We start from the raw sequence: 18,471 nt of genomic DNA on the forward strand, positions 1-18,471 counted from the left end.
TGTATACCTGTATATATGATGCGCTTTCTATTACAATTATAGGATTCCGCTTGGTTTGCATGACCTGCAATATGGACATTACACCGGGGTAAAAAGGACTTTATGCGATCTGGAGGAGGGAACTGATGGATTCGGCCAACCATACGCTAAAAGGGGAGTATTTCTTCCGGGGCAATCTCCTGTTATATGTGAACCGCGCTACCGAGACCTATGATCTTCCGCTTCACTCCCATGACTTCATGGAGCTGACCTTCGTGGCCGAGGGCAAAGGATTTCATTATATCGGCCAGAAGGCTCACCCGACCGGCAAGGGCCAGCTGCACTTCATTCCTGTCGGCGTGTCCCATGTCTTCCGTCCGTCTTCACCCAGCTCTCTGCGTGAGCCGCTTGTCGTGTACAATTGTTTGTTTAAGCCGGAGCTGCTGGACCGTCTTGCCTGCGTGATTCAAGACCCGCCGATTGCCTCCTACCTGGAGCAGATCAGAGAACAACGGCTGCATTCCTTCTCCCTGACGGATCTGAATGGTTCCATAGAGAGCCTGTTTCTGGCGCTTCACCGTGAGTTTCACCTGCCGCAGAGCGGCTCGGACAGCTATTTGCTGACCCTGTTCATTCAACTGCTGATCGGTATCTACAGGCTGGAGCATGATGAGATTCAGTTTCCGCTGGGCAAGCAGACGCAATTTTTGCAGATTCTGAATTATGTCCACCTGAACTATGTGCAGGAGATTACCCTGACGCATCTCTCACGCAGCTTCGACTGGAGTGAACGGCATCTTCAGCGGCTGTTCAAGGCGCATACCGGGCAGACCTTCTACCGGTACCTGCAGAACATCCGGATTCAGAAAAGCTGTCTGCTGCTAATCCAGCAGCCCAAGTCGCCCGTTCACCTCATTGCAGAGCAGGTAGGCTACCGCGATCCGTCAACGTTCAATCTGGTGTTCAAGCGGATTATCGGCACCACACCGGGGATCTACCGGCAAACATCGGGAAGGAAACAGATAGAAGCGGTGAACCTGGAGGAACAACTTTAACGCGGAATCATTGATGTTATTAGGAAATAGTGTTAGGCTATCAACGGTAAACTCCATTCCAGCTACACAGAAAGGTAGTCCTATGATTAAAGTTCAACACCTGTCCTTCTCCTTCCCGCAAAAAGAGCTCTACACTGACATTTCGTTTACGCTCGAAGAGGCGCAGCATTGCGCTTTTATCGGAACCAGCGGCAGCGGAAAAAGCACCCTGATCGATATCCTCATCGACCGGAACAGATATTTGTTCGACGGTACAATAGAGATGGAGCCTGATTGCAGCATTGGGTATGTGAGCCAGTTCGCCAAGCCTGACCAGTCTCTAGACACCACCGTGTTTGAATATATAGCCGGACCTTTCATTAAGCTACAGGAGGAAATACAGCTCATCTGCACTGAGATGGAGACCTCGGCGGATATTGAGCCGCTGCTGGAGAAGTATCAACTGGCTCTGGACGCTTTTGAGGCCTTGGGCGGAGATGATTACGAGAGTCTCATTCATAAAAAGCTGAATCTGGCAGACCTCATGAAGCGCAGGGATCTTAAGGTATCTGAGCTGAGCGGAGGGGAATTCAAGCTCGTTCAGGTCATGAAGGAAATGCTGAACCGCCCCGACTTCCTGATTATGGATGAGCCGGATGTCTTCCTGGACTTCGAGAACCTGAATGCGCTCCGGCAGCTGATTAACGCTCATAAGGGAATTCTGCTGGTGGTTACGCACAACCGTTATCTGCTTAACCATTGTTTTAACAAAATCATTCACCTGGAAAATAAGGAGCTTCAGGAGTTTGACGGCCGTTATCTGGAGTACAACCTCTCCCTGCTTCAGACCAAAATAGAGCTGCAGGAGCTGGCCCTCGCTGAACAGGAAGAGATTGAGCGCAACGAGAACATCATCGATAACCTCCGGGCGATCGCCACGTATAATTCAGAAGCCTCCAGAGGGAGGGCGCTGAAAGCGAGAGTGAAGTTCCAGGAAAGACTGGAGGCCCGCAGAATCAAAGCGCCGTTCGTGGACATTAAGCAGCCGCAGATTCATTTGGGGATGGTGCATGAGCCGCAGGACACTGACTCTCCTGTAGTGACAGTCCAGGATTACCGGGCCGCCTTCGATGAACTGCTGCTGGACAAGGTTAGCTTCGAGCTGAATGCTGGTGATAAAGTCGCCCTGATCGGTCCGAACGGTACCGGCAAAACAACCCTGCTGCGCGATATTGCGCGGGGCCAGCACGACTCTATTACCCTCAGCCCGGAGGCTGCGGTAGCTTATCTGTCCCAGCTTCAAGGCGAAGTGCTGAACGATTCCAACACCCTGCTCGAAGAATTCATCGAGGCCGGGATGGCTACGTATGATGAGATCCGCTCCCATCTGGCAGGCTACGGCTTTGAAGGCGAGATCGTGAACCAGAGAATAGCAGCCCTGTCCGGCGGCGAAAAGAATCTGCTGCAGCTGGCCAAGGTGTCTGCCTTGAAGGCTAATGTCCTGCTGCTAGACGAGCCGACCAGCCATCTGGACACCTACACGCAAATCGCGCTGGACCAAGCCATCCAGGAGTACAAGGGCGCGATTCTTATGATCTCCCATGACTTCTATTCCGTAGTCAACGGGATGGATTATGTACTGATCATTGATGATAAGACGGTCCGCAAAATGACGATCAAGAAATTCAAGAAGATGATCTATGCCCGGCATTTCGATAAAGACTATCTGGAGCTGGAGCAGAAGAAGAAAGCAGCCGAAACCCGGGTAGAACTGGCGCTGAAGGATAACAATTTTGAGCTTGCCAAAAGTCTGGTTGCTGAGCTGGAAGAGCTGATTAAACAGATGTAAGCAGACAAGAACAGTTATATGTTCAAAAAAAGGCCGCCAATTTCGGTAGGTGTAGTGAAAACTCTCCTGCCGAAATGGCGGCCTTATTGATGTGCATTACCCTGCCTGGACGGGCAGATCAGACGCAAGACTCAGGCAAAAGCCACATGAACCGTATGGATCTCATAAGGCTTGAAATCAAGCCGTATAGCAGGTCCGTCTACCGGCTCAGCCTCCAGCGGCCGTTCCATCAGATCGCGCAGCTGCCAGGAGGAGACGGCATAATCGCTGCCGACATTCGCCGTGCAGCGTGTTCCGGTGAACTCATGCAGCCGGACGATACAGCCGCTGCCGTCTTCGGCCAGCTTCACAGCATCGATCGCAATGTTCGGGGCATCGCAGGTGATCAGGGATTTGCCGGCTCCGGCGGTGTAGGCTCCTTCGACGGCCAGCAGCGGCTGGTTCAGCGCCCATGCTTCCTGCACCGTGCCCGCAGCCACCCAATCCCCTTCATGCGGAAGCAGCGCATACGTGAAGTTATGCTCGCCCTGATCCGCCAGCCGGTCAGGGCTGGTTGCCGATTTGATCAGCGACAGCCGCATCGTATGATCCTTGATGTCATAGCCGTATTTGCAGTCGTTCAGCAGGCTGACCCCGTAGCCCCGCTCCGACAGATCGGCCCACTGATGGCCCACACTCTCGAACCGCGCGTAATCCCAGCTTGTATTCCAGTGCGTCGGCCGCTTCACATTGCCGAACTGGATATCATAAGTCGCTTCCGTAGCCCTCACGGCAACCGGGAAGGCCGCCTTCAGCAACTGGTGCTGCTCATGCCAGTCTACATAGGTCTCGAAATCAATCCGCGCGCTTCCGGCATAGACCTTGACCTTCTGGACAATGGAGGAATCCATATAACTCCAGGCGAATTCCAGCACCGCCTGGAGCGGGCCGCATTCGGTCAGCTTGACGGAGCGCAGATTGGTGATGACCTGCATTTTCTCCTGGTAGAAGAGGTCGATATCCCACGCATCAAACATCTTCGGCTTATCCTCGAACACTTGGAGTACATTGCCGCATTCGCCCGGTGCCAGCACCTCGCGTGCCGCGCCGCGGTCGAAGATCCGGCTTAGCTGTCCAGATGCATTCCACTCCAGAATATAATAAGGAGTGGTTAGTGTGGAATCCTGCCAGTGGAAAGGAACGGTAGGTTCCGGCTGAGCGGCTTCGGAACCGCCAGGCTCAGCGGCCACAATCACTGCGCTCCCCATTGCCGGGACCGCCGGCGTCTCCACCAGCCACTGCCCGCCGGAGCGCTGTGCAGTAAGCCGGTTACCTTCAGCATCTGTCCAGACAGCATTCTCCGCATCATGAGGCACAGTTGCCAGCCGGGGAGCGGTGAAGAATGCGCTGTTAAACAGCGTATATTCTGTCTGCACCGGGGCTTCCGCCGGAGGGAGGTCTGCTTGCGCCGCAAGCGAACCTTCGGCAGACGCAGACGCGGGACCGACAAGTCCCTCCACAGCCGCTGTCCGCGCCGCTAGGCCAAGCTGCTCTGCTTCGGCATATTCCACCCGGGAATCCTGGTACACCTCATGAATGGAGGAGCCGGGAATAATATCGTGGAACTGGTTGCGCAGAATGATCTGCCAGCCTTCCAGGAGCGCGTCCGCAGGATACTGGCCGAATCCGCCGCTCTCCGCCGCCCAGAGCATCTGCAGCCATTCCGCTTCGCGGTATAGCAGCTCCAGCTTGCGGTTCATTTTTTTATTATAGGCCTGGCTGGTATAAGTTCCCCGGTGGTACTCCAGATATAGCTCCCCGTCCCAGGTATGCACATACTCCTCCGTAGCATCTATCGTCTCATGGAGACGCTCGAAGTACTCCGCTGCCCGGCCTGTCTTCACCTGCGGAAGACCCGGCATCGTATCCAGCCGCCGCCGCATCTCCAGCATCTCGCGGTTAACACCGCCGCCCCCGTCCCCGTAACCATAGGACAACAGCAGCTCACGGTTCAGGTTCTTGTCCCGGTACTGTTCCCAGATGCCCTGCACAGAGAAAGGCTCGATCAGGCCGTTATAGGTGTAATACCAGGCCCCCGAATCCGGTCCCTCGGGTGTGGTGATGAAGTGGGTCAGCACCTCACTGCCGTCAATCCCCCTCCACTGGAAGGTATCATGCGGCATCCGGTTGTACTGGCTCCAGCTGATCTTGGTGGTCATGAAGGTGTCAATACCCGACTTGCGCAGAATCTGCGGCAGCGCCCAGCTATACCCGAACACATCCGGCAGCCATAGATATTTGCAGTCCACCCCGAACTCCTCGCGGAAAAACTTCGTCCCGTACAGAATCTGCCGCACCAGCGACTCACCGCTCGTCAGATTGCAGTCCGCTTCCAGCCACATTGCCCCTCCGGCTTCCCAGCGGCCTTCCTCTACACGCTCTTTGATCTCACTGTAAATTTCCGGGTAATCCTGCTTGATATAGGCATAGAGCTGAGGCTGGGTCTGCAAAAAAATGTACTCCGGGAACTCCTTCATCAGCCGCAGTACGGTGGAGAAGGAGCGGGCCGCTTTCTCCCGGGTGTGGGTAAGCCGCCACAGCCAGGCCACATCGATGTGTGTATGGCCGATGGCGGTTACAGTTACGGGATGCTCCTGCTCCAGCCGGGACAGGTCTGCGAGCAGGCTTGACTCGGCCTCCTGAACTGAGGCATAGAACGCCGCGCTTCCGGGTCTGGACCAGTCCAGCTTGTTAAAGGCCTTGTTCAAGGCGGTTAGCAGCTCATGCTTCTGAATCTGGCTGTCTTGTAGCTGCTTGATCGTACCCAGCGCAGCCCGACCGGTATAATAGAGATTGTCAGTGGACTCATCCAGATAGGCCAGCTCCGCCCGCTTGATCTTGTGCTCCTGCGGGATGAGCTGCCCGTCGCCGTTCAGGCCCGACCATAAGCGGAAGGTGAAATTCAGCTCACTGCCAGCCGCGCCGTCTTCCAGAAATACCTCCTGATGGTTGGAGTCCACCCCCTGATAAGGCTTCCCGTCCAGGTACAGCAGCGATTCGAACCCGCTGTTATTGCCTCCGCCGGTACGTCCGAAATCGAACAGCCCGACAACACGTTTCCCCTGCCATTCGGCTGGAACGTTTACCTTGCGGTGCAGCCACAGATAAGCATCATAGCCGGTCCAATGCTCCCCGGTCCGCAGCTTCCTGTTACCATCAAGAACAGGCGGATAGGCACCATTAGCCCCCTCCAGATCCTCAGTAACCTGCCACTCCTCAAGCATAATCCCCTCACGGTACCTGTAACTCTCCAGCTCTCTCAACCGCGCCCCAAGCTTCTCTTCTGTCCAGAACATTAACATTCTCCTCTCATGTTATAACACGTGTTATTAAGCAGGCAAAAGTAGTGGGGCTGAGACCAGGTGCACTTATGCTCCTCATTCGCTCACCTAGCCTACTTTCTGGAAATTCAGGGGCACTAATGCTCCTCATTCACTCACCCAGCCCACTTTCGGCTAATTCAGGGGCACTAATGCTCCTCATTCGCTCTCCCAGCCCACATTCGGCTAATTCAGGGGCACTAATGCTCCTCATTCGCTCTCCCAGCTCACTTTCGACAAATTCAGGGGCACTTGTGCTCCTCATTCACTCACCCAGCCCACTTTCGGTAAATTCAGGTGCACTTGTGCTCCTCATTCCCGCGCCTAGCCAACTTCGCGCCTAGCCAACTTTCGGCAAATTCAGGTGCACTTGTGCCCCTCATTCGCCTACCTAGCCCGCCTCAAGCAGCCCCGCTTCAGAGGGATTTATCCCTCTCCTTCCTGCATCCGGCCCATCCGGCGCACTCCACGCTACCAGCCTCGTCAGCTCCACTACCTCCAGCACTTAACACTTCAGCTCCACTTCCACCAGCAGCTACGCGCTTTCCCCCGCCCTCAACACAGCCGGGAGCCAGATTTTCTCGGCCTGGCCAGCCTTATTCCCGTTCCCTCCGCTCATCTGTGCGAGCAGGCAGCGGACGGCTTCCTCTCCCATACTCACATAGGGGATCTCTACGCAGCTTAAGGAGGGCAGGCTGAGCCGGTCGCCTTGAATCGTGTTGTCTGCTGCCATAATACGCAGGTCTTCACCGATCCTCAGGCCCAGCTTATGAGCAGCCCGGTACAGATCGGGAATCGCGCTCGACCAGTTAACCAGGAGGGGCGCAGACGGCTGACCGCTGACCGCCGTAAGCCTCTGGAGACAATCTACCCATGCGCTTCCATGCTCTTCCAAACGAACGATTACCGGCTCCATCCCACGTGATATACACCAGCTTGTGTAGGCCTCCCGGCGGTTCCGCTCCGCCCAGTTATCCGCCTCCCCCTCGTGGTACACCTCGGCGTAGACCGGCCCCGGCTGCTGTGCCTTGCTTTCCCGCATCAAATAATTCATTGCGGTCTCCACACTACCTGAATAATCAGCCAGTACAGACTGTACTCCCGGCACTTCCGCATACCCTTCCACGGAGACGTAGGGGACTCCGGCAGCGCTGACACCGGAGGCCCATTCCTCGTCCCGGTAGCTGGTGTGGTCCAGAGTGACAATACCGTCGATCTTCCGTTGGTGATACAATTCCAGCAGCTCGGCTCTGCCGCCCGCATTCCCCTTGGGGCGCGGGGAACAGAGCAGGATGTGATACCCGCCCAGCTCACACTCCCGCTGCATCCCTTCCAGCAGCCGGATGAACAGCGGATGACGCGTATCCCCGTAAGCGGCCAGCGTCATGCTTCTTCCTGTCTTCATGCTGCGCGCTCCCGCGTCCACATGATAATTCAGCTCACGGATGGCTTCCAGCACAGCCTCGCGCGTATCGGCTCCAACGCCAATGCCGGGCGTATCGTTCAGCACCGCAGAGACTACACTGCGCGACACGCCAGCCCTTTTGGCTACATCGAAGCTGGTCACTCTTTTTTTGCTCATACTAATTAGCACCTCAAGGGAAGTATAACACGTGTTATAAAACAATGTATAGCGTCTTAATCATCATACCCATCCGCCCCAAAAAGCCCCGCAGCCCATAATCAACATCATTCATGGCACGGGGCAATTTATTTATTTCTGCAGTTCCTGGTCCTTTTGCTTCAGCAGGTCGGCGTATTCTTCCTTGTACTGCTCCAGCTTCTGCTTGAGCTCGGCATTGCCGGGACTCGTCTTCAGCAGGCTGCTGGTGGTCAGGATGTTAGTTACCACGGAATCAATCTTCTCGTCAATAATATCAATTTTGCTCTTGGCCGCAGTCAAAGCAGGATCTGGTGTAGTCACCGGCACTGGACCAACCAGCGAGCTTCTCTCGTCGGACAACGGAGGAGCGGCTTGTCCTTTATCATCCAGGCTAATCGTTTTGCCCTTCACTGTCACTTTGAACCCGGCCAATTCACCAATCGCCCGTACGGGCGCGTAGCTCTTGCCATCAATCACAATGGCCGGATCTGCCAGCTTTTTTCCATACACATTTACCGTATACTCCGCCTGAATGGCCTTTCCTACCAGTGTTGCAGAAGCACCCAGCGCCTGCGCACCCACCATCAGTATCGCTCCGGCAATGACGCCGGCAGCAATCTTTTTCATAAGAAATTCACTCCCTGTATAAGACTATGACTATTATTCTATCATTTTATAGCGGCGGGTGCTTCCCTTCAGCTGTAAATTGGCTTACAGTTATTTTTTCCCAATGAGAAAAGAGTTCTGATTGTCCCCTACTTACCTTGAATCAGACCAACTTAGAGATTGACAAAGCGGTATTTCCTCTCTATCATAGTTAAATGATAATGATTATCATCTTCATTCAACTACATACCTTCTAAAGGAGCATAGCACATGCCAAGCCTCAAAAAATTAGTACTCCCGTTAACCCTGCTTCTCTTCACCTTGATCCTGGCCTCCTGTGGCCAACCGGATAACTCAGCTGCGACAGCTCCGGCAGCAGCCGCCACAAGTCAGGCAACCGTAGCGCCTGAGGCCAGCCCGGCAGCTGTCACGGAAGCGGCTGCTGCAACACGGAAGTATACCGATTACAAGAAACGGGAGGTTGAAATCCCCGCCGATCCCCAGAAGATTGTCTATGTCGGCAGCAATCCGGGTGACCTGCTGGCGCTGGGGATTAAGCCTGCGGGAGCTTCGCTAAGCGTCATCGGCACTCAGGTGGCTTACCCCGATCTACTCGAAGGGATTGAGGATATCGGGTATCCGTTCTCTGCTGAGAAGATTCTGGCCTTATCCCCGGACCTGATTATCTTCGACGATTGGGACGAGACCGGGATTGAAGCGTTAAGTAAAATCGCGCCGACCGTGGTGGTGGGACTTGACGGCACCTTCCCGACGGAGGAGCGTGTCCGGCAGCTCGCTGACTTGTTCGGCCGCACGGAAGCTGCGGACCGCTGGTTCAACGATTACCAGGCGAAGGTTGCCTCCGTGAAGAAGCAGCTCAATCTAACTGAAGGTGATACAGCTACCTCCCTGCTGGTGCTTGGCTCCGAGCTGTACATTATGGGCGGCAAAGGGCTGAACGAAACCCTGTACGGACAGCTTGGCTTCAAACCGGCTGAAGGCGTACAGAAGCTGGTCGATGCCGGCGAACGGTTCGTAACCATCTCTGACGAGGTGCTGCCACAGTATATTGGAAAGCACATGTTCCTCCTTACCGACACCAGCAGCAAGACGGCTGCAAGACAGAGCGCGCTGATGGACAGCGGCTTATGGAAAGCGATCCCTGCCGTCAAGGAGGGCCGTGTATACACCTTCGACAGCAAATATAACTTCGATGACCCGATTACCCTCGACCGGCTGCTGGATGAGATCGTTGAGATCTTTGGCAGCAAGGGTAAAGAGTAAAAAGGTAAACAGTAATTAGAAATTAAGCGCGCTGGCGAATTGTAATCGGTTTTTCGATTACATTTAGACCGCGTACCTCGTGTGTGCTCATTGTAATCGGTTTTTCGATTACATTCGGCCCACATGCCTCGCGACAGCGTATTGTAATCGGTTTTTCGATTACATTTAGACCGCGTACCTCGTGTGTGCTCATTGTAATCGGTTTTTCGATTACATTCGGCCCACATGCCTCGCGACAGCGTATTGTAATCGGTTTTCCGATTACATTTAGACCGCATACCTCGTGTGTGCTCATTGTAATCGGTTTTTCGATTACATTCGGCCCACATGCCTCGCGACAGCGTATTGTAATCGGTTTTCCGCACACATTCCGTCCACGCACATCTCGCCAGCCGATTGTGTTCGCTTTTCTGCATTCATTCCGCCCACGCACCATCACACTACTCCTAAAAAAGACTTAGGCTGCCCGGGAACATCCCGGCAGCCTAAGTCTTTGTCTAGCCTATACTTCTACTCCCGCTTACCTGCCCGCCCTCACCGAAACCGCACCCTTCGCGGCGATATCAAGGGTCAATAATTTTTCCCCCTCCAGCCGCACAGCCACGGTCTCCGGGGTCTCTCCGTCGTTGAACAGGACGACTGCGATGGACCCGTCGCGGTTGCGGAAGGCCACGGAACGCACGGGCTCATGGCTGGCGGCAGACTCCAGGCGCAAGGCTCCGGGGCGGATCACCTTGCTGAAATGTGCCAGTGCATAGTAGTCCAGAGTGTACGTCAGCTCCCGGGTCTGCTGGTTGACCGTCACTACCCCGCGGCAGGTGCTCTCCCCGAAGCCGGGCACCGTAGGGCCGTTCAGTTCATCCAAGGCCATATTCCATAGCACGAACGATTTGCTGTGATTCCGCAGAATCTCAATTCCCGTGCGCATCACATTGGAGAAGGCCTGCTCGAACGGGGGAATCCATTCCCCGCCGGAGCCTTCGGTGAAATGGACCTCATGATCCGGGTAGGCCGCCTGCACCTCCGACTGCGCGGACGCCGCGCCGCCGTACCAGTGCCAGGCTACGCCGTCCACCTCTGCCGCGGCTGCCTCCAGCACAGACAGCGGATAATCCGGCCGGTCCCAGTTATGGTCGTAGCAGAAGATTTTGGCGGCCAGCCCGTGCTGCCTGAACGCAGGCTTCAGATAGTCCCGGATGAACTCCCTCTGCTTCTCCGGCAGCATCAGCATACTGGGGTAATGCTGCGGCTCATAGAGCGGCTCGTTCTGCACAGTTACAGCATAGATAGGTAAGCTATGAGCGGCATAAGCCTGAATATAGCGGACAAAATAATCCGCATAGACTCCGTAATGCTCCGGCTTCAGCCGTCCGGCGATCATCGAGCCGCTGGTCTTCATCCAGCCCGGCGCGCTCCAGGGGGAGGCCATCAGCTTCAGCTCAGGATTAAGCCTGAGTGCCTCCTGCACCAAAGGAATGATGTCTGCTTCATCGTGGGCGATGGAGAATCCGGCCAACTCCGGATCGCTCCCGCCTTCAGGCAGGTCGTTATAGCTATAAACCGTTCTGGCATAATCCGATGCGCCCATGGGATTACGCAGGAAGGACAATCCGATCCCCGCCTGCGGATCGAACAGCTTGCGCATTACCTCCGTCCGCTGCTCTGCACCCAGCACCTGATGGATCAGGTAGGCGGCCGAGTCGGTGAAGGAAGCCCCGAAGCCATCCATCTCCTGATAGGTCTTACTCGCATCAATGTCTACGGTGACCGTAACTGCATCATCAGAAATCTGCGGCAGCTGTGCTGCGGACTGCTCTATAAACAGCTCGTTCTCTCCGCTGGACTGGTACATGATCATTTCCCGCATGTGTTATCCCTCCATCTTCTTATACAAAAGGGCCCAAAACGGGCCCTCCCTTGCGCCTTGCCTACTTAATGCCCAGCTTGGCCTTATTGGCCTTCATCTTCTCGCTGCGGACCTCTACGATTTTGCTCCAGTTGTTCTTGTCCAGGAAGGCCTTATGCTCCGCCAGAATGCTGTCAAAGGTTGCCTCGTCCTTGGCACGGATCATGCTGACCAGCGTGGTGTTCCAGTTCGTATTAATGGCCGTCTGGCCGCGGGCCTCCGCCGTCCCCTGATCGGGGTTAATATTCTCCAGGATGAAATGCGGCTTCAGCTTGCCTTTACCCCATTCCTGCATCTGCTTGATCGACTCGGGGAAGGCGTCCTTGCTCAGCGCTTTGTGGCGGTCATGTCCGAAGAACATGAATTCGCCCATCCGGTAGTCCTTCTTGAACTTATCCGCATTATTAAGCTGCAGGTCCTTCACTTCCGGCAGCAGCTCAACCGTACCGTCGGGATTGGATTTATAAGTTACACCTTCAATCCCGTAGTTCATCAGCTTCTGCCCTTCTTCGCTCAGCAGATACGTGAAGATCTGAATCGCTTTGGCCGGGTCCTTGCAATTCTTGGTGATGTAATTGATCATCCAGCCGGTAATCCCGGATTGATTGAGGGTCGGCTGATGCCCTACGGTGCTCTGCGGCCCGTCAACAGCCATATACTCCTTACCTGGATTGGCACTCATGAAGATCTGCAGATTGCCGCCCTGCTGAGGTGTACCGTCAAGCAGCATGGCCGCATATTTGCCGGATTTCACCTTTTCCTCAAAGCCGGTTCCGTCATCCGCGAAGCTATCATCACTGATCGCCCCGTCTCTGTACACGGCATTCAGCGTACGCAGCCAGGTCAGATAATCCTCATCCAGATTGCGGTTGTAGAACTTGCCGTCCTCCGTCTCCAGCGGAACGCCAATGAAATCCTGCAGCGCATCCCCGAGCGAGCCGGTCCCTTCCCCGATGGCATTGAACCCGAAGGGGATCATGTCCGGGAATTTGCTCTTAATTTCATTCATTGTCTTCTGGAAGGCCTCCGGGGTCCCGAAGTCAGGGCTGCCCAGCGCTTCATACACATCCTTGCGGATGACAAAAGCCGTCTTCGCCGGAATATTACCGCTGTCATAATCCGCCTGTGTATTGGAATAGTTCGGATAACCGTAGGTTTTGCCGTCCTTCAGCTGGAACCAGTTCAGCGTGTCGGCAGCGGCCACCTTGTTGAAATACGGGTCATACTTCTCCGCCAGCTCATTGAGCGGAAGCGCCCAGGTGGAGGCCTTTTGCACAACCGGGGAATTGGAGTCGAAGATCGTCAGCAGATCCGGCATATCGCCGCCCGCGAAGAACGTATTCAGCTTCGTATCGTCCCCGGTAATGAACTTGATATTGATGTTCAGATCCTCTTTGATCTTCTTGGTGACCACATCCTTGCCGAAGTCCGTATTCCACCAGTCTGCGTTCACATACCAGGTTAAGTCCGTAGTCTCCTCTTTCTTATCGAGCTGCCAGGCCGGAGTCTCCGGGTCAACCGTATACCGGTTGTCCAGGGACACCTCTACCGCCTTAGTGGAGCCGCCGCCCGAGCTGCAGCCTGCCGCCACCAGCATAGCCGCCATCAGGAGCAGCGCGGATTTTAGCGTTTTTGTGCCGAGAACCTTAGTCATCTTGATCATCTTCTTGACCTCCTATAATGTAGTGAACCTCTTCTACTCCTTGACTGCCCCCAGCATCATTCCCGAGATGAAGTACCGCTGAAGAATGGGATACATCGCAACAATCGGCAGTGTGGTAATGACAATGGTTGCCAGCTGAACTCCTTTGGTGGTGGTCTCAATGACGACGGAGCCGCCGATATTCTGCATGGACTGGGTCTGCGACTGCACAATAATCTCATACAGCTTCATCTGCAGCGGGTAGAGCGCCTGATCGGTAATGTACAGCTTCGTGGTCATGAAGTCGTTCCATTGTCCCACCCCGTTGAACAGGGCGATGGTGGCCATCGCGGGCATGGACAGCGGAATGAAGATTTTGAGGAAAATATGCCAGTCGCCTGCGCCGTCAATCTTGGCCGACTCCTCCAGCGAATCCGGCACGTTCCGGAAAAAGTTCATCAGAATCACCACATCGTAATAACTGAATAATGCGGGGATAATGTAGACCCAGAAGCTGTTCAGCAGCCCGAGCGATTTGATCAGCAGATACGTCGGAATCATTCCGCCGGAGAAAAACATCGTGATGACGCCCATCGCCACATACAGCTTGCGGCCGCGGATGTATCTTTTGCTGAGACCGTAGCCGATCATTGCGCAAAAGAACACGTGGGTGATCACCCCGAGAAACGTCTTGGCGACCGAGACAATGAAGGATTGACCGATCGTGCTGTCATTGAAGACCGCCCGGTAATTCTCCAGCGAGAATTCTTTGGACCAGAAGATGAATCCGCCCTCGGCAAGCGCCCTGCCCGAACTAAGGGAGGAGATAATTACGTTCCATAGGGGAACGAGGATAATAACCATGAAGCAGACCAACAGCACCTTATTCACCGCATCAAAGATCCGGCTGTCGAGATCTTCCCGTATGACCTTCCGATTCACTCTAACGCCCCCTCTACAACACGGATTGATTATCGTTCAATTTACTGGTGACCTTGTTGGCCATAAGCAGCAGGATTACCGACACAATGGAGACACCGAGGCCGACAGCCGTAGCATAAGAGAAATCGCCCTGCGTCATCCCCATGCGGTAGACATAAGAGTTGATAACCTCTGCTTTCTCCCGGTTCTGCGAGTTCATCAAGACCAGCGTCTGATCCAGATTCGAGCCGAGTAGGCCGCTTACCGTCAAAATCAAATTCAGGCTGATGATCGCCTTCATGTTCGGAAGGGTGATATTCCAGATCTGACGCAGCCGGCCGGCTCCATCAATCCGGGCCGCTTCGTAGTAGGTGGGGTCAATCTTGGCCATAATTGCCAGATACAGAATGGTGCCCCAGCCGGCTTCCTTCCAGATATCGGACAACGTAGCAATCCACCAGTACTTGCCTGCATCCAGCAGGATGTTGGAAGGCTTCGAGATCAGCCCGAGATTCAGCAGCAGCTCATTGAACAGCCCCGAGGTGGAAAACCAGGTGATCAGCATCCCGCCCAGGACGATCCACGACAGAAAATGCGGCAGATAGGAGATCGTTTGGACGAATTTTTTGAAGCGGCCCATGTTCAGCTCATAGATCATAATGGCCAGAATAATCGGAATGATGAACCCGATCCCAAGCTTCAGGAAGCTGATGCCCAGCGTATTGATGACAGCATCCCAGAAATATTCGTCCGACAGAATAATCCTGAAGTTGTCCAGACCCACCCAAGGTGCCGTGGACAGGGTATCAATGACCGTGTAATTCTTGAAGGCAATGGTCAGCCCGTAGATCGGTATGTAGCAGAAAATAATCATAAAAATAATGCCCGGAAGCACCATCGACTGAATCTCCCACTGCCTCTTGTAATCGGTTACAAATTCTTTGATCCGCTGCCCCTTGGGCTTCTTGGCGGACGGCGGAACAGCTGGCGGGATGGAAGCTGATGCAGTAGACGCTGATGGTTTATTCATGATCTTGTCCCCCTCTCCATTGAGATATCACGTTGGTGCTCAAATTGTTGCTCAAAGGAATAAAAACGTTTTTATTTTGGCGCAAAAAATCCCCCTCCTGCTAAATCAGTTTCATTCGCTGCCCTCTATCTGCGGTCCTTCCGCTCCAGCTTCACATGACTTGAGCCTCTTACGACCAGCTCGCCCTGCAGCTTCTGTGCTGCGCCCTGCTCCTTGTCTTGAATCATGCGGACCAGATGATCGATCGCCAGCATGCCCTGTCTTGCAATCTGATTCCTTACCGTCGTGAGCGGCGGCGAATAATAAGGAGCGATATCAATATCATCGAAGCCCATCACGCTGACATCCTGCGGCACTTCATACCCGTAGCTCTTGAGCGCTTGAATACAGCCCATTGCACTGATATCATTGCCGGCCAGGAAGGCGTCGGGTACTCTCGCGGGATGCAGGCGGAGGTAAGACTTCACGGCATTATAGGTGCTGTCCTCCTCAAAATACCCCTGAAGGATAAAATCCTCCTCCACCGGAAGCTGGTATTCACGCAGCGCGGCCAGATAGCCTTCCTTCCGCTGCACGCTGTCGAACATCGTATCCACGCCGGAGATATAGGCAATCCGCTTATGCCCCAGGCTGATTAAATACTTCGTTGCCTCATAGCCTGATTCGTAGGAATCAAAGATAATGCTGCCCATCCCTTCATCCTCCAGCACCCGGTCCAGAAACACCGCCTTGATCTTGTCTTTCTTCATAGCGGCAATATCCTGCTCGTCGATGCCCAGCTCCTCATAGATAATGACACCATCCACCCGCCGTCCGAGGATATTGCTCATAATGACTTGTTTGTCCTTGGTGACGAATACATTCAGGCCATAGCCCAGCCGGTCGCACTGACGGGACATGGATTCAACCAGCTTGTAGAAGTATGGACCGGATACACTTGTTGTGAAAAAACCCAGCATCTTCGTGGTACCCGATTTCAGCAGCTTACCGTTCAGATTTGGCACGTAATTCAGGCGCTGGGCCACCTTCAGAATATGCGCTTTGGTCTCCGGGCTCAGCACATCCACATCATTCAGGGCGTTGGAGACCGTGGAGATGGAGACCCCGGCTTCCCGTGCGACATCTTTGATCGTTATCTTAGCCATATCAATGTTCCTTTTTGATAAAAACGTTTTTATTGACTATAAAGTAACATGAAACCGCTTTAAATACAACACTTTTTCTCATGGGCTTGTCCTGCCACCTTTATATGCTTAATGATTACCTTTAATATCCGCCCTTCCGGGGGGAGGTACGTGGTTAAATTTATCTTATTTTACTATAAAGTACCGGGAGTTCGCTATGTCTTCTCAGGCAGGCGGCCAGGAGAAGACATAGCGGCGGCTCAGCAGTTGGGCGAACTTTCCCCGGTATTGATGTATTTGCTTTGCAGCATGAGTACTACGCAGCCTAACGGCATTTCCGCTTCAGACCCAGCCCACGGTATCTCATGACCCTGCGGTACATGGATTTATCCTTCAGCTGATTAAAAATGTAGGGATCGGGATTCATATTCACTTCAATGATCCACGGCTTCAGTGAGTGATCTAGTCCGACATCTACACCGAATTGCCGGTGGTGCGGATAAGTCTTTTTCAGTTGCCGCGCTATGCGTGTGCCCAGCCGGTTCATTTCCCCCTTAAGCTGCACAAGCTGCTGCGCAGACAGATGGGTGGAGAGCAAATGCTCCACTGCGGTCGGTTTGCCGCCGCTGTGGTAATTGGTCACAATTTTGCGCGGATGCCCCAGGCGCCCGATAATCCCGGTAGCTTCCCATACGCCCTTGGGACTGAGCTGCACCATCACCCGGATATCGAAACGTCGCCCGTGATGCTTCAGCAGGTGGATACCTTTTTGCAGCAGATAGCTCCTCTTCCCGATTCTTGTCGCCAGACTGTGATGAAAAGCCTCAAACGTAGCGAAACGGCGCACGGTCTCTTCATACTGATACATATATCCCTGCCGGTCCTTCCGCTCCGCGCGGATCACGCCCATGCCATACGTTCCCCGTTCCGGCTTGATATAGATCATTCCATAGCCGTGCATCATCTGCTCCAGATTACGCCTGTTAAATCTCCGGGTATCGGGGATGAACCCCTTAATGGTCTCGTTCTTAAGCAGCAGTTGTGTCTTATACCATTTGCTCAGTCCTGAATGAATTGGTTTGGCTGTCACTTATGCACTCTCCTGTCCGGGCTGGGAGCCAACGCTCCGTTTTAACATAAAATTACATATTCACTGCATCCTATGCCGCCGCAGGTGCCGTGGAATATATCATTTGCCCCGTATAGAAAGATTAACTTGTGCAGGATAATTGCCCTCTCCATAGCAGCTCAGCAGGCATACGCTAGTGAAGACGATCAAATGTCAATATATGTATGGAGATGAATCTATGTCCCTTGCAGCTGTAAGTGTAACCTCAAGCGCTCCACCGATCGACGTCCTGATTCCTGCTATCGAAAAGGATCTCGCCACCCTCCCTTATGTGATTGATAGTCTTCGCCGTTATGTCCAGCACTCTATCAGCAATATCTACATTGTCTCGCCGGAGAATAGTAGAATCAGACAGCTGTGCTCCCGGAAAGCTTGCGTCTTTGTCAATGAAACCACCGTCCTCCCATTCACCAAAAAAGCGATCCGCTATTCCTCCTCCCGCTGGAACCGGTCAGGCTGGCTGTATCAGCAGCTGCTCAAGATGAACGGGGATCAGGTGTGCCGTGAGAAGTATTTCCTGGTCATTGATGCAGATACGGTGCTCATCCGTCCCCATCGCTTCCGTGCCGGCGGGAAAAGCATCTTCTATTGCCGCAACTGGAGCCAGCCGGAGTATTTCCGCACCTACCGCAAGCTGCTCGGTGCCCCTGCGCCTTCACCCAAGTCGTTCGTGACCCACTACATGCTGTTTGATTCCGCAAAGCTGGCCAGTCTCAAACGAAAAATTGCAGCCCGCCACGGCATGTCCTGGCACGCGGCTATTCTGCACTCTATCAACAAGAAGCGTCAGTTCGGCTTCTCCGAATTCGAGACTTATGCCAACTACGTGTACAGCGCAGACCGCACCTCTGTGCTGCTCAAGAATGCCAATAATAAAGCGCTGAAGACCCCGGCGGGCTCGCTGACTGAGGCGCAAATCCGGAAGTACGCCGGGTCTTACCGTTCGCTCTCCTTCCATCAGCGCAAGGGATACTCCACTCCGGGCAAGCCTTAAGGAGGCAAGAA

General features: G+C 54.0%; 13 protein-coding genes and 1 CRISPR repeat array. Of the genes, 4 read left to right on the top strand and 9 right to left on the bottom strand.

All coding sequences use genetic code 11. The annotated features are described in order from the left end of the window. Positions 1 to 125 precede the first annotated feature (125 nt). Both NYE26_RS20445 and NYE26_RS20450 read left to right on the top strand, forming a co-directional pair. On the top strand, positions 126 to 1,034 hold the full coding sequence (locus NYE26_RS20445; RefSeq protein WP_339249667.1) for an AraC family transcriptional regulator: 909 nt from the start codon (positions 126 to 128) through the stop codon (positions 1,032 to 1,034). A gap of 82 nt (positions 1,035 to 1,116) precedes the next feature. Then, positions 1,117 to 2,862, top strand: a complete 1,746-nt coding sequence (locus tag NYE26_RS20450) for an ATP-binding cassette domain-containing protein (protein ID WP_339249669.1) — start codon at positions 1,117 to 1,119, stop codon at positions 2,860 to 2,862. A gap of 131 nt (positions 2,863 to 2,993) precedes the next feature. Here NYE26_RS20450 and NYE26_RS20455 read toward each other — a convergent pair whose 3' ends face one another. The 3 genes from NYE26_RS20455 to NYE26_RS20465 form a co-directional block, all read right to left on the bottom strand. Further along, positions 2,994 to 6,197 carry an alpha-mannosidase gene (locus NYE26_RS20455; RefSeq protein ID WP_339249671.1) on the bottom strand — a complete coding sequence of 1,068 codons (3,204 nt, stop codon included), beginning with the start codon at positions 6,195 to 6,197 and terminating at the stop codon, positions 2,994 to 2,996. Positions 6,198 to 6,756: 559 nt separating this feature from the next. Next, on the bottom strand, positions 6,757 to 7,803 hold the full coding sequence (locus tag NYE26_RS20460) for a LacI family DNA-binding transcriptional regulator (protein WP_339249673.1): 1,047 nt from the start codon (positions 7,801 to 7,803) through the stop codon (positions 6,757 to 6,759). 132 nt (positions 7,804 to 7,935) lie between these two features. Continuing rightward, positions 7,936 to 8,451 (bottom strand): hypothetical protein, encoded by a 516-nt coding sequence (locus tag NYE26_RS20465; protein ID WP_209871359.1) that lies wholly within the window; start codon positions 8,449 to 8,451, stop codon positions 7,936 to 7,938. 249 nt (positions 8,452 to 8,700) lie between these two features. Here NYE26_RS20465 and NYE26_RS20470 point away from each other — a divergent pair, with 249 nt between their 5' ends. Beyond that, entirely contained in the window at positions 8,701 to 9,714 is a 1,014-nt protein-coding gene (locus NYE26_RS20470; protein ID WP_339249676.1) for an ABC transporter substrate-binding protein, read from the top strand. Positions 9,715 to 9,752: 38 nt separating this feature from the next. Next, a CRISPR array of direct repeats spans positions 9,753 to 10,135; the repeat unit is 26 nt; unit sequence ATTGTAATCGGTTTTTCGATTACATT. A gap of 99 nt (positions 10,136 to 10,234) precedes the next feature. Here NYE26_RS20470 and NYE26_RS20475 read toward each other — a convergent pair. The 6 genes from NYE26_RS20475 to NYE26_RS20500 all read right to left on the bottom strand — a co-directional run bounded on the left by NYE26_RS20475 (position 10,235) and on the right by NYE26_RS20500 (position 17,427). Beyond that, positions 10,235 to 11,581, bottom strand: coding sequence for a glycoside hydrolase family 30 beta sandwich domain-containing protein (locus NYE26_RS20475; protein WP_339249678.1), 1,347 nt, complete (start codon positions 11,579 to 11,581; stop codon positions 10,235 to 10,237). Positions 11,582 to 11,642: 61 nt separating this feature from the next. Next, positions 11,643 to 13,283: a sugar ABC transporter substrate-binding protein gene (locus NYE26_RS20480; RefSeq protein ID WP_339249680.1), complete on the bottom strand. Its 1,641-nt coding sequence runs from the start codon at positions 13,281 to 13,283 to the stop codon at positions 11,643 to 11,645. Between the two features lie 33 nt (positions 13,284 to 13,316). Next, positions 13,317 to 14,204, bottom strand: coding sequence for a carbohydrate ABC transporter permease (locus NYE26_RS20485; protein ID WP_036731709.1), 888 nt, complete (start codon positions 14,202 to 14,204; stop codon positions 13,317 to 13,319). Positions 14,205 to 14,217: 13 nt separating this feature from the next. Further along, positions 14,218 to 15,213: an ABC transporter permease subunit gene (locus NYE26_RS20490; protein ID WP_339249682.1), complete on the bottom strand. Its 996-nt coding sequence runs from the start codon at positions 15,211 to 15,213 to the stop codon at positions 14,218 to 14,220. A gap of 125 nt (positions 15,214 to 15,338) precedes the next feature. After that, positions 15,339 to 16,358, bottom strand: a complete 1,020-nt coding sequence (locus NYE26_RS20495) for a LacI family DNA-binding transcriptional regulator (RefSeq protein ID WP_339249683.1) — start codon at positions 16,356 to 16,358, stop codon at positions 15,339 to 15,341. A gap of 304 nt (positions 16,359 to 16,662) precedes the next feature. Then, positions 16,663 to 17,427: a YheC/YheD family protein gene (locus NYE26_RS20500; RefSeq protein WP_339249685.1), complete on the bottom strand. Its 765-nt coding sequence runs from the start codon at positions 17,425 to 17,427 to the stop codon at positions 16,663 to 16,665. Positions 17,428 to 17,644: 217 nt separating this feature from the next. On the opposite strand from NYE26_RS20500, the gene NYE26_RS20505 reads away from it, so the two are divergent. Beyond that, the gene (locus tag NYE26_RS20505; protein WP_339257555.1) at positions 17,645 to 18,460 is read left to right on the top strand and encodes a DUF6492 family protein; all 816 of its coding nucleotides are present in this window, start codon (positions 17,645 to 17,647) and stop codon (positions 18,458 to 18,460) included. Positions 18,461 to 18,471 lie beyond the last annotated feature (11 nt).

This window comes from Paenibacillus sp. FSL P2-0136 (assembly GCF_037975325.1).
In the GTDB taxonomy this organism is placed as follows: domain Bacteria; phylum Bacillota; class Bacilli; order Paenibacillales; family Paenibacillaceae; genus Paenibacillus_AQ; species Paenibacillus_AQ silagei.

Coding starts and splice junctions, on each gene's coding strand:
- NYE26_RS20445 (WP_339249667.1), top strand. CDS start 126: ATGGATTCGGCCAACCATACGCTAAAAGGGGAGTATTTCTTCCGGGGC.
- NYE26_RS20450 (WP_339249669.1), top strand. CDS start 1,117: ATGATTAAAGTTCAACACCTGTCCTTCTCCTTCCCGCAAAAAGAGCTC.
- NYE26_RS20455 (WP_339249671.1), bottom strand. CDS start 6,197: ATGTTCTGGACAGAAGAGAAGCTTGGGGCGCGGTTGAGAGAGCTGGAG.
- NYE26_RS20460 (WP_339249673.1), bottom strand. CDS start 7,803: ATGAGCAAAAAAAGAGTGACCAGCTTCGATGTAGCCAAAAGGGCTGGC.
- NYE26_RS20465 (WP_209871359.1), bottom strand. CDS start 8,451: ATGAAAAAGATTGCTGCCGGCGTCATTGCCGGAGCGATACTGATGGTG.
- NYE26_RS20470 (WP_339249676.1), top strand. CDS start 8,701: ATGCCAAGCCTCAAAAAATTAGTACTCCCGTTAACCCTGCTTCTCTTC.
- NYE26_RS20475 (WP_339249678.1), bottom strand. CDS start 11,581: ATGCGGGAAATGATCATGTACCAGTCCAGCGGAGAGAACGAGCTGTTT.
- NYE26_RS20480 (WP_339249680.1), bottom strand. CDS start 13,283: ATGATCAAGATGACTAAGGTTCTCGGCACAAAAACGCTAAAATCCGCG.
- NYE26_RS20490 (WP_339249682.1), bottom strand. CDS start 15,213: ATGAATAAACCATCAGCGTCTACTGCATCAGCTTCCATCCCGCCAGCT.
- NYE26_RS20495 (WP_339249683.1), bottom strand. CDS start 16,358: ATGGCTAAGATAACGATCAAAGATGTCGCACGGGAAGCCGGGGTCTCC.
- NYE26_RS20505 (WP_339257555.1), top strand. CDS start 17,645: ATGTCCCTTGCAGCTGTAAGTGTAACCTCAAGCGCTCCACCGATCGAC.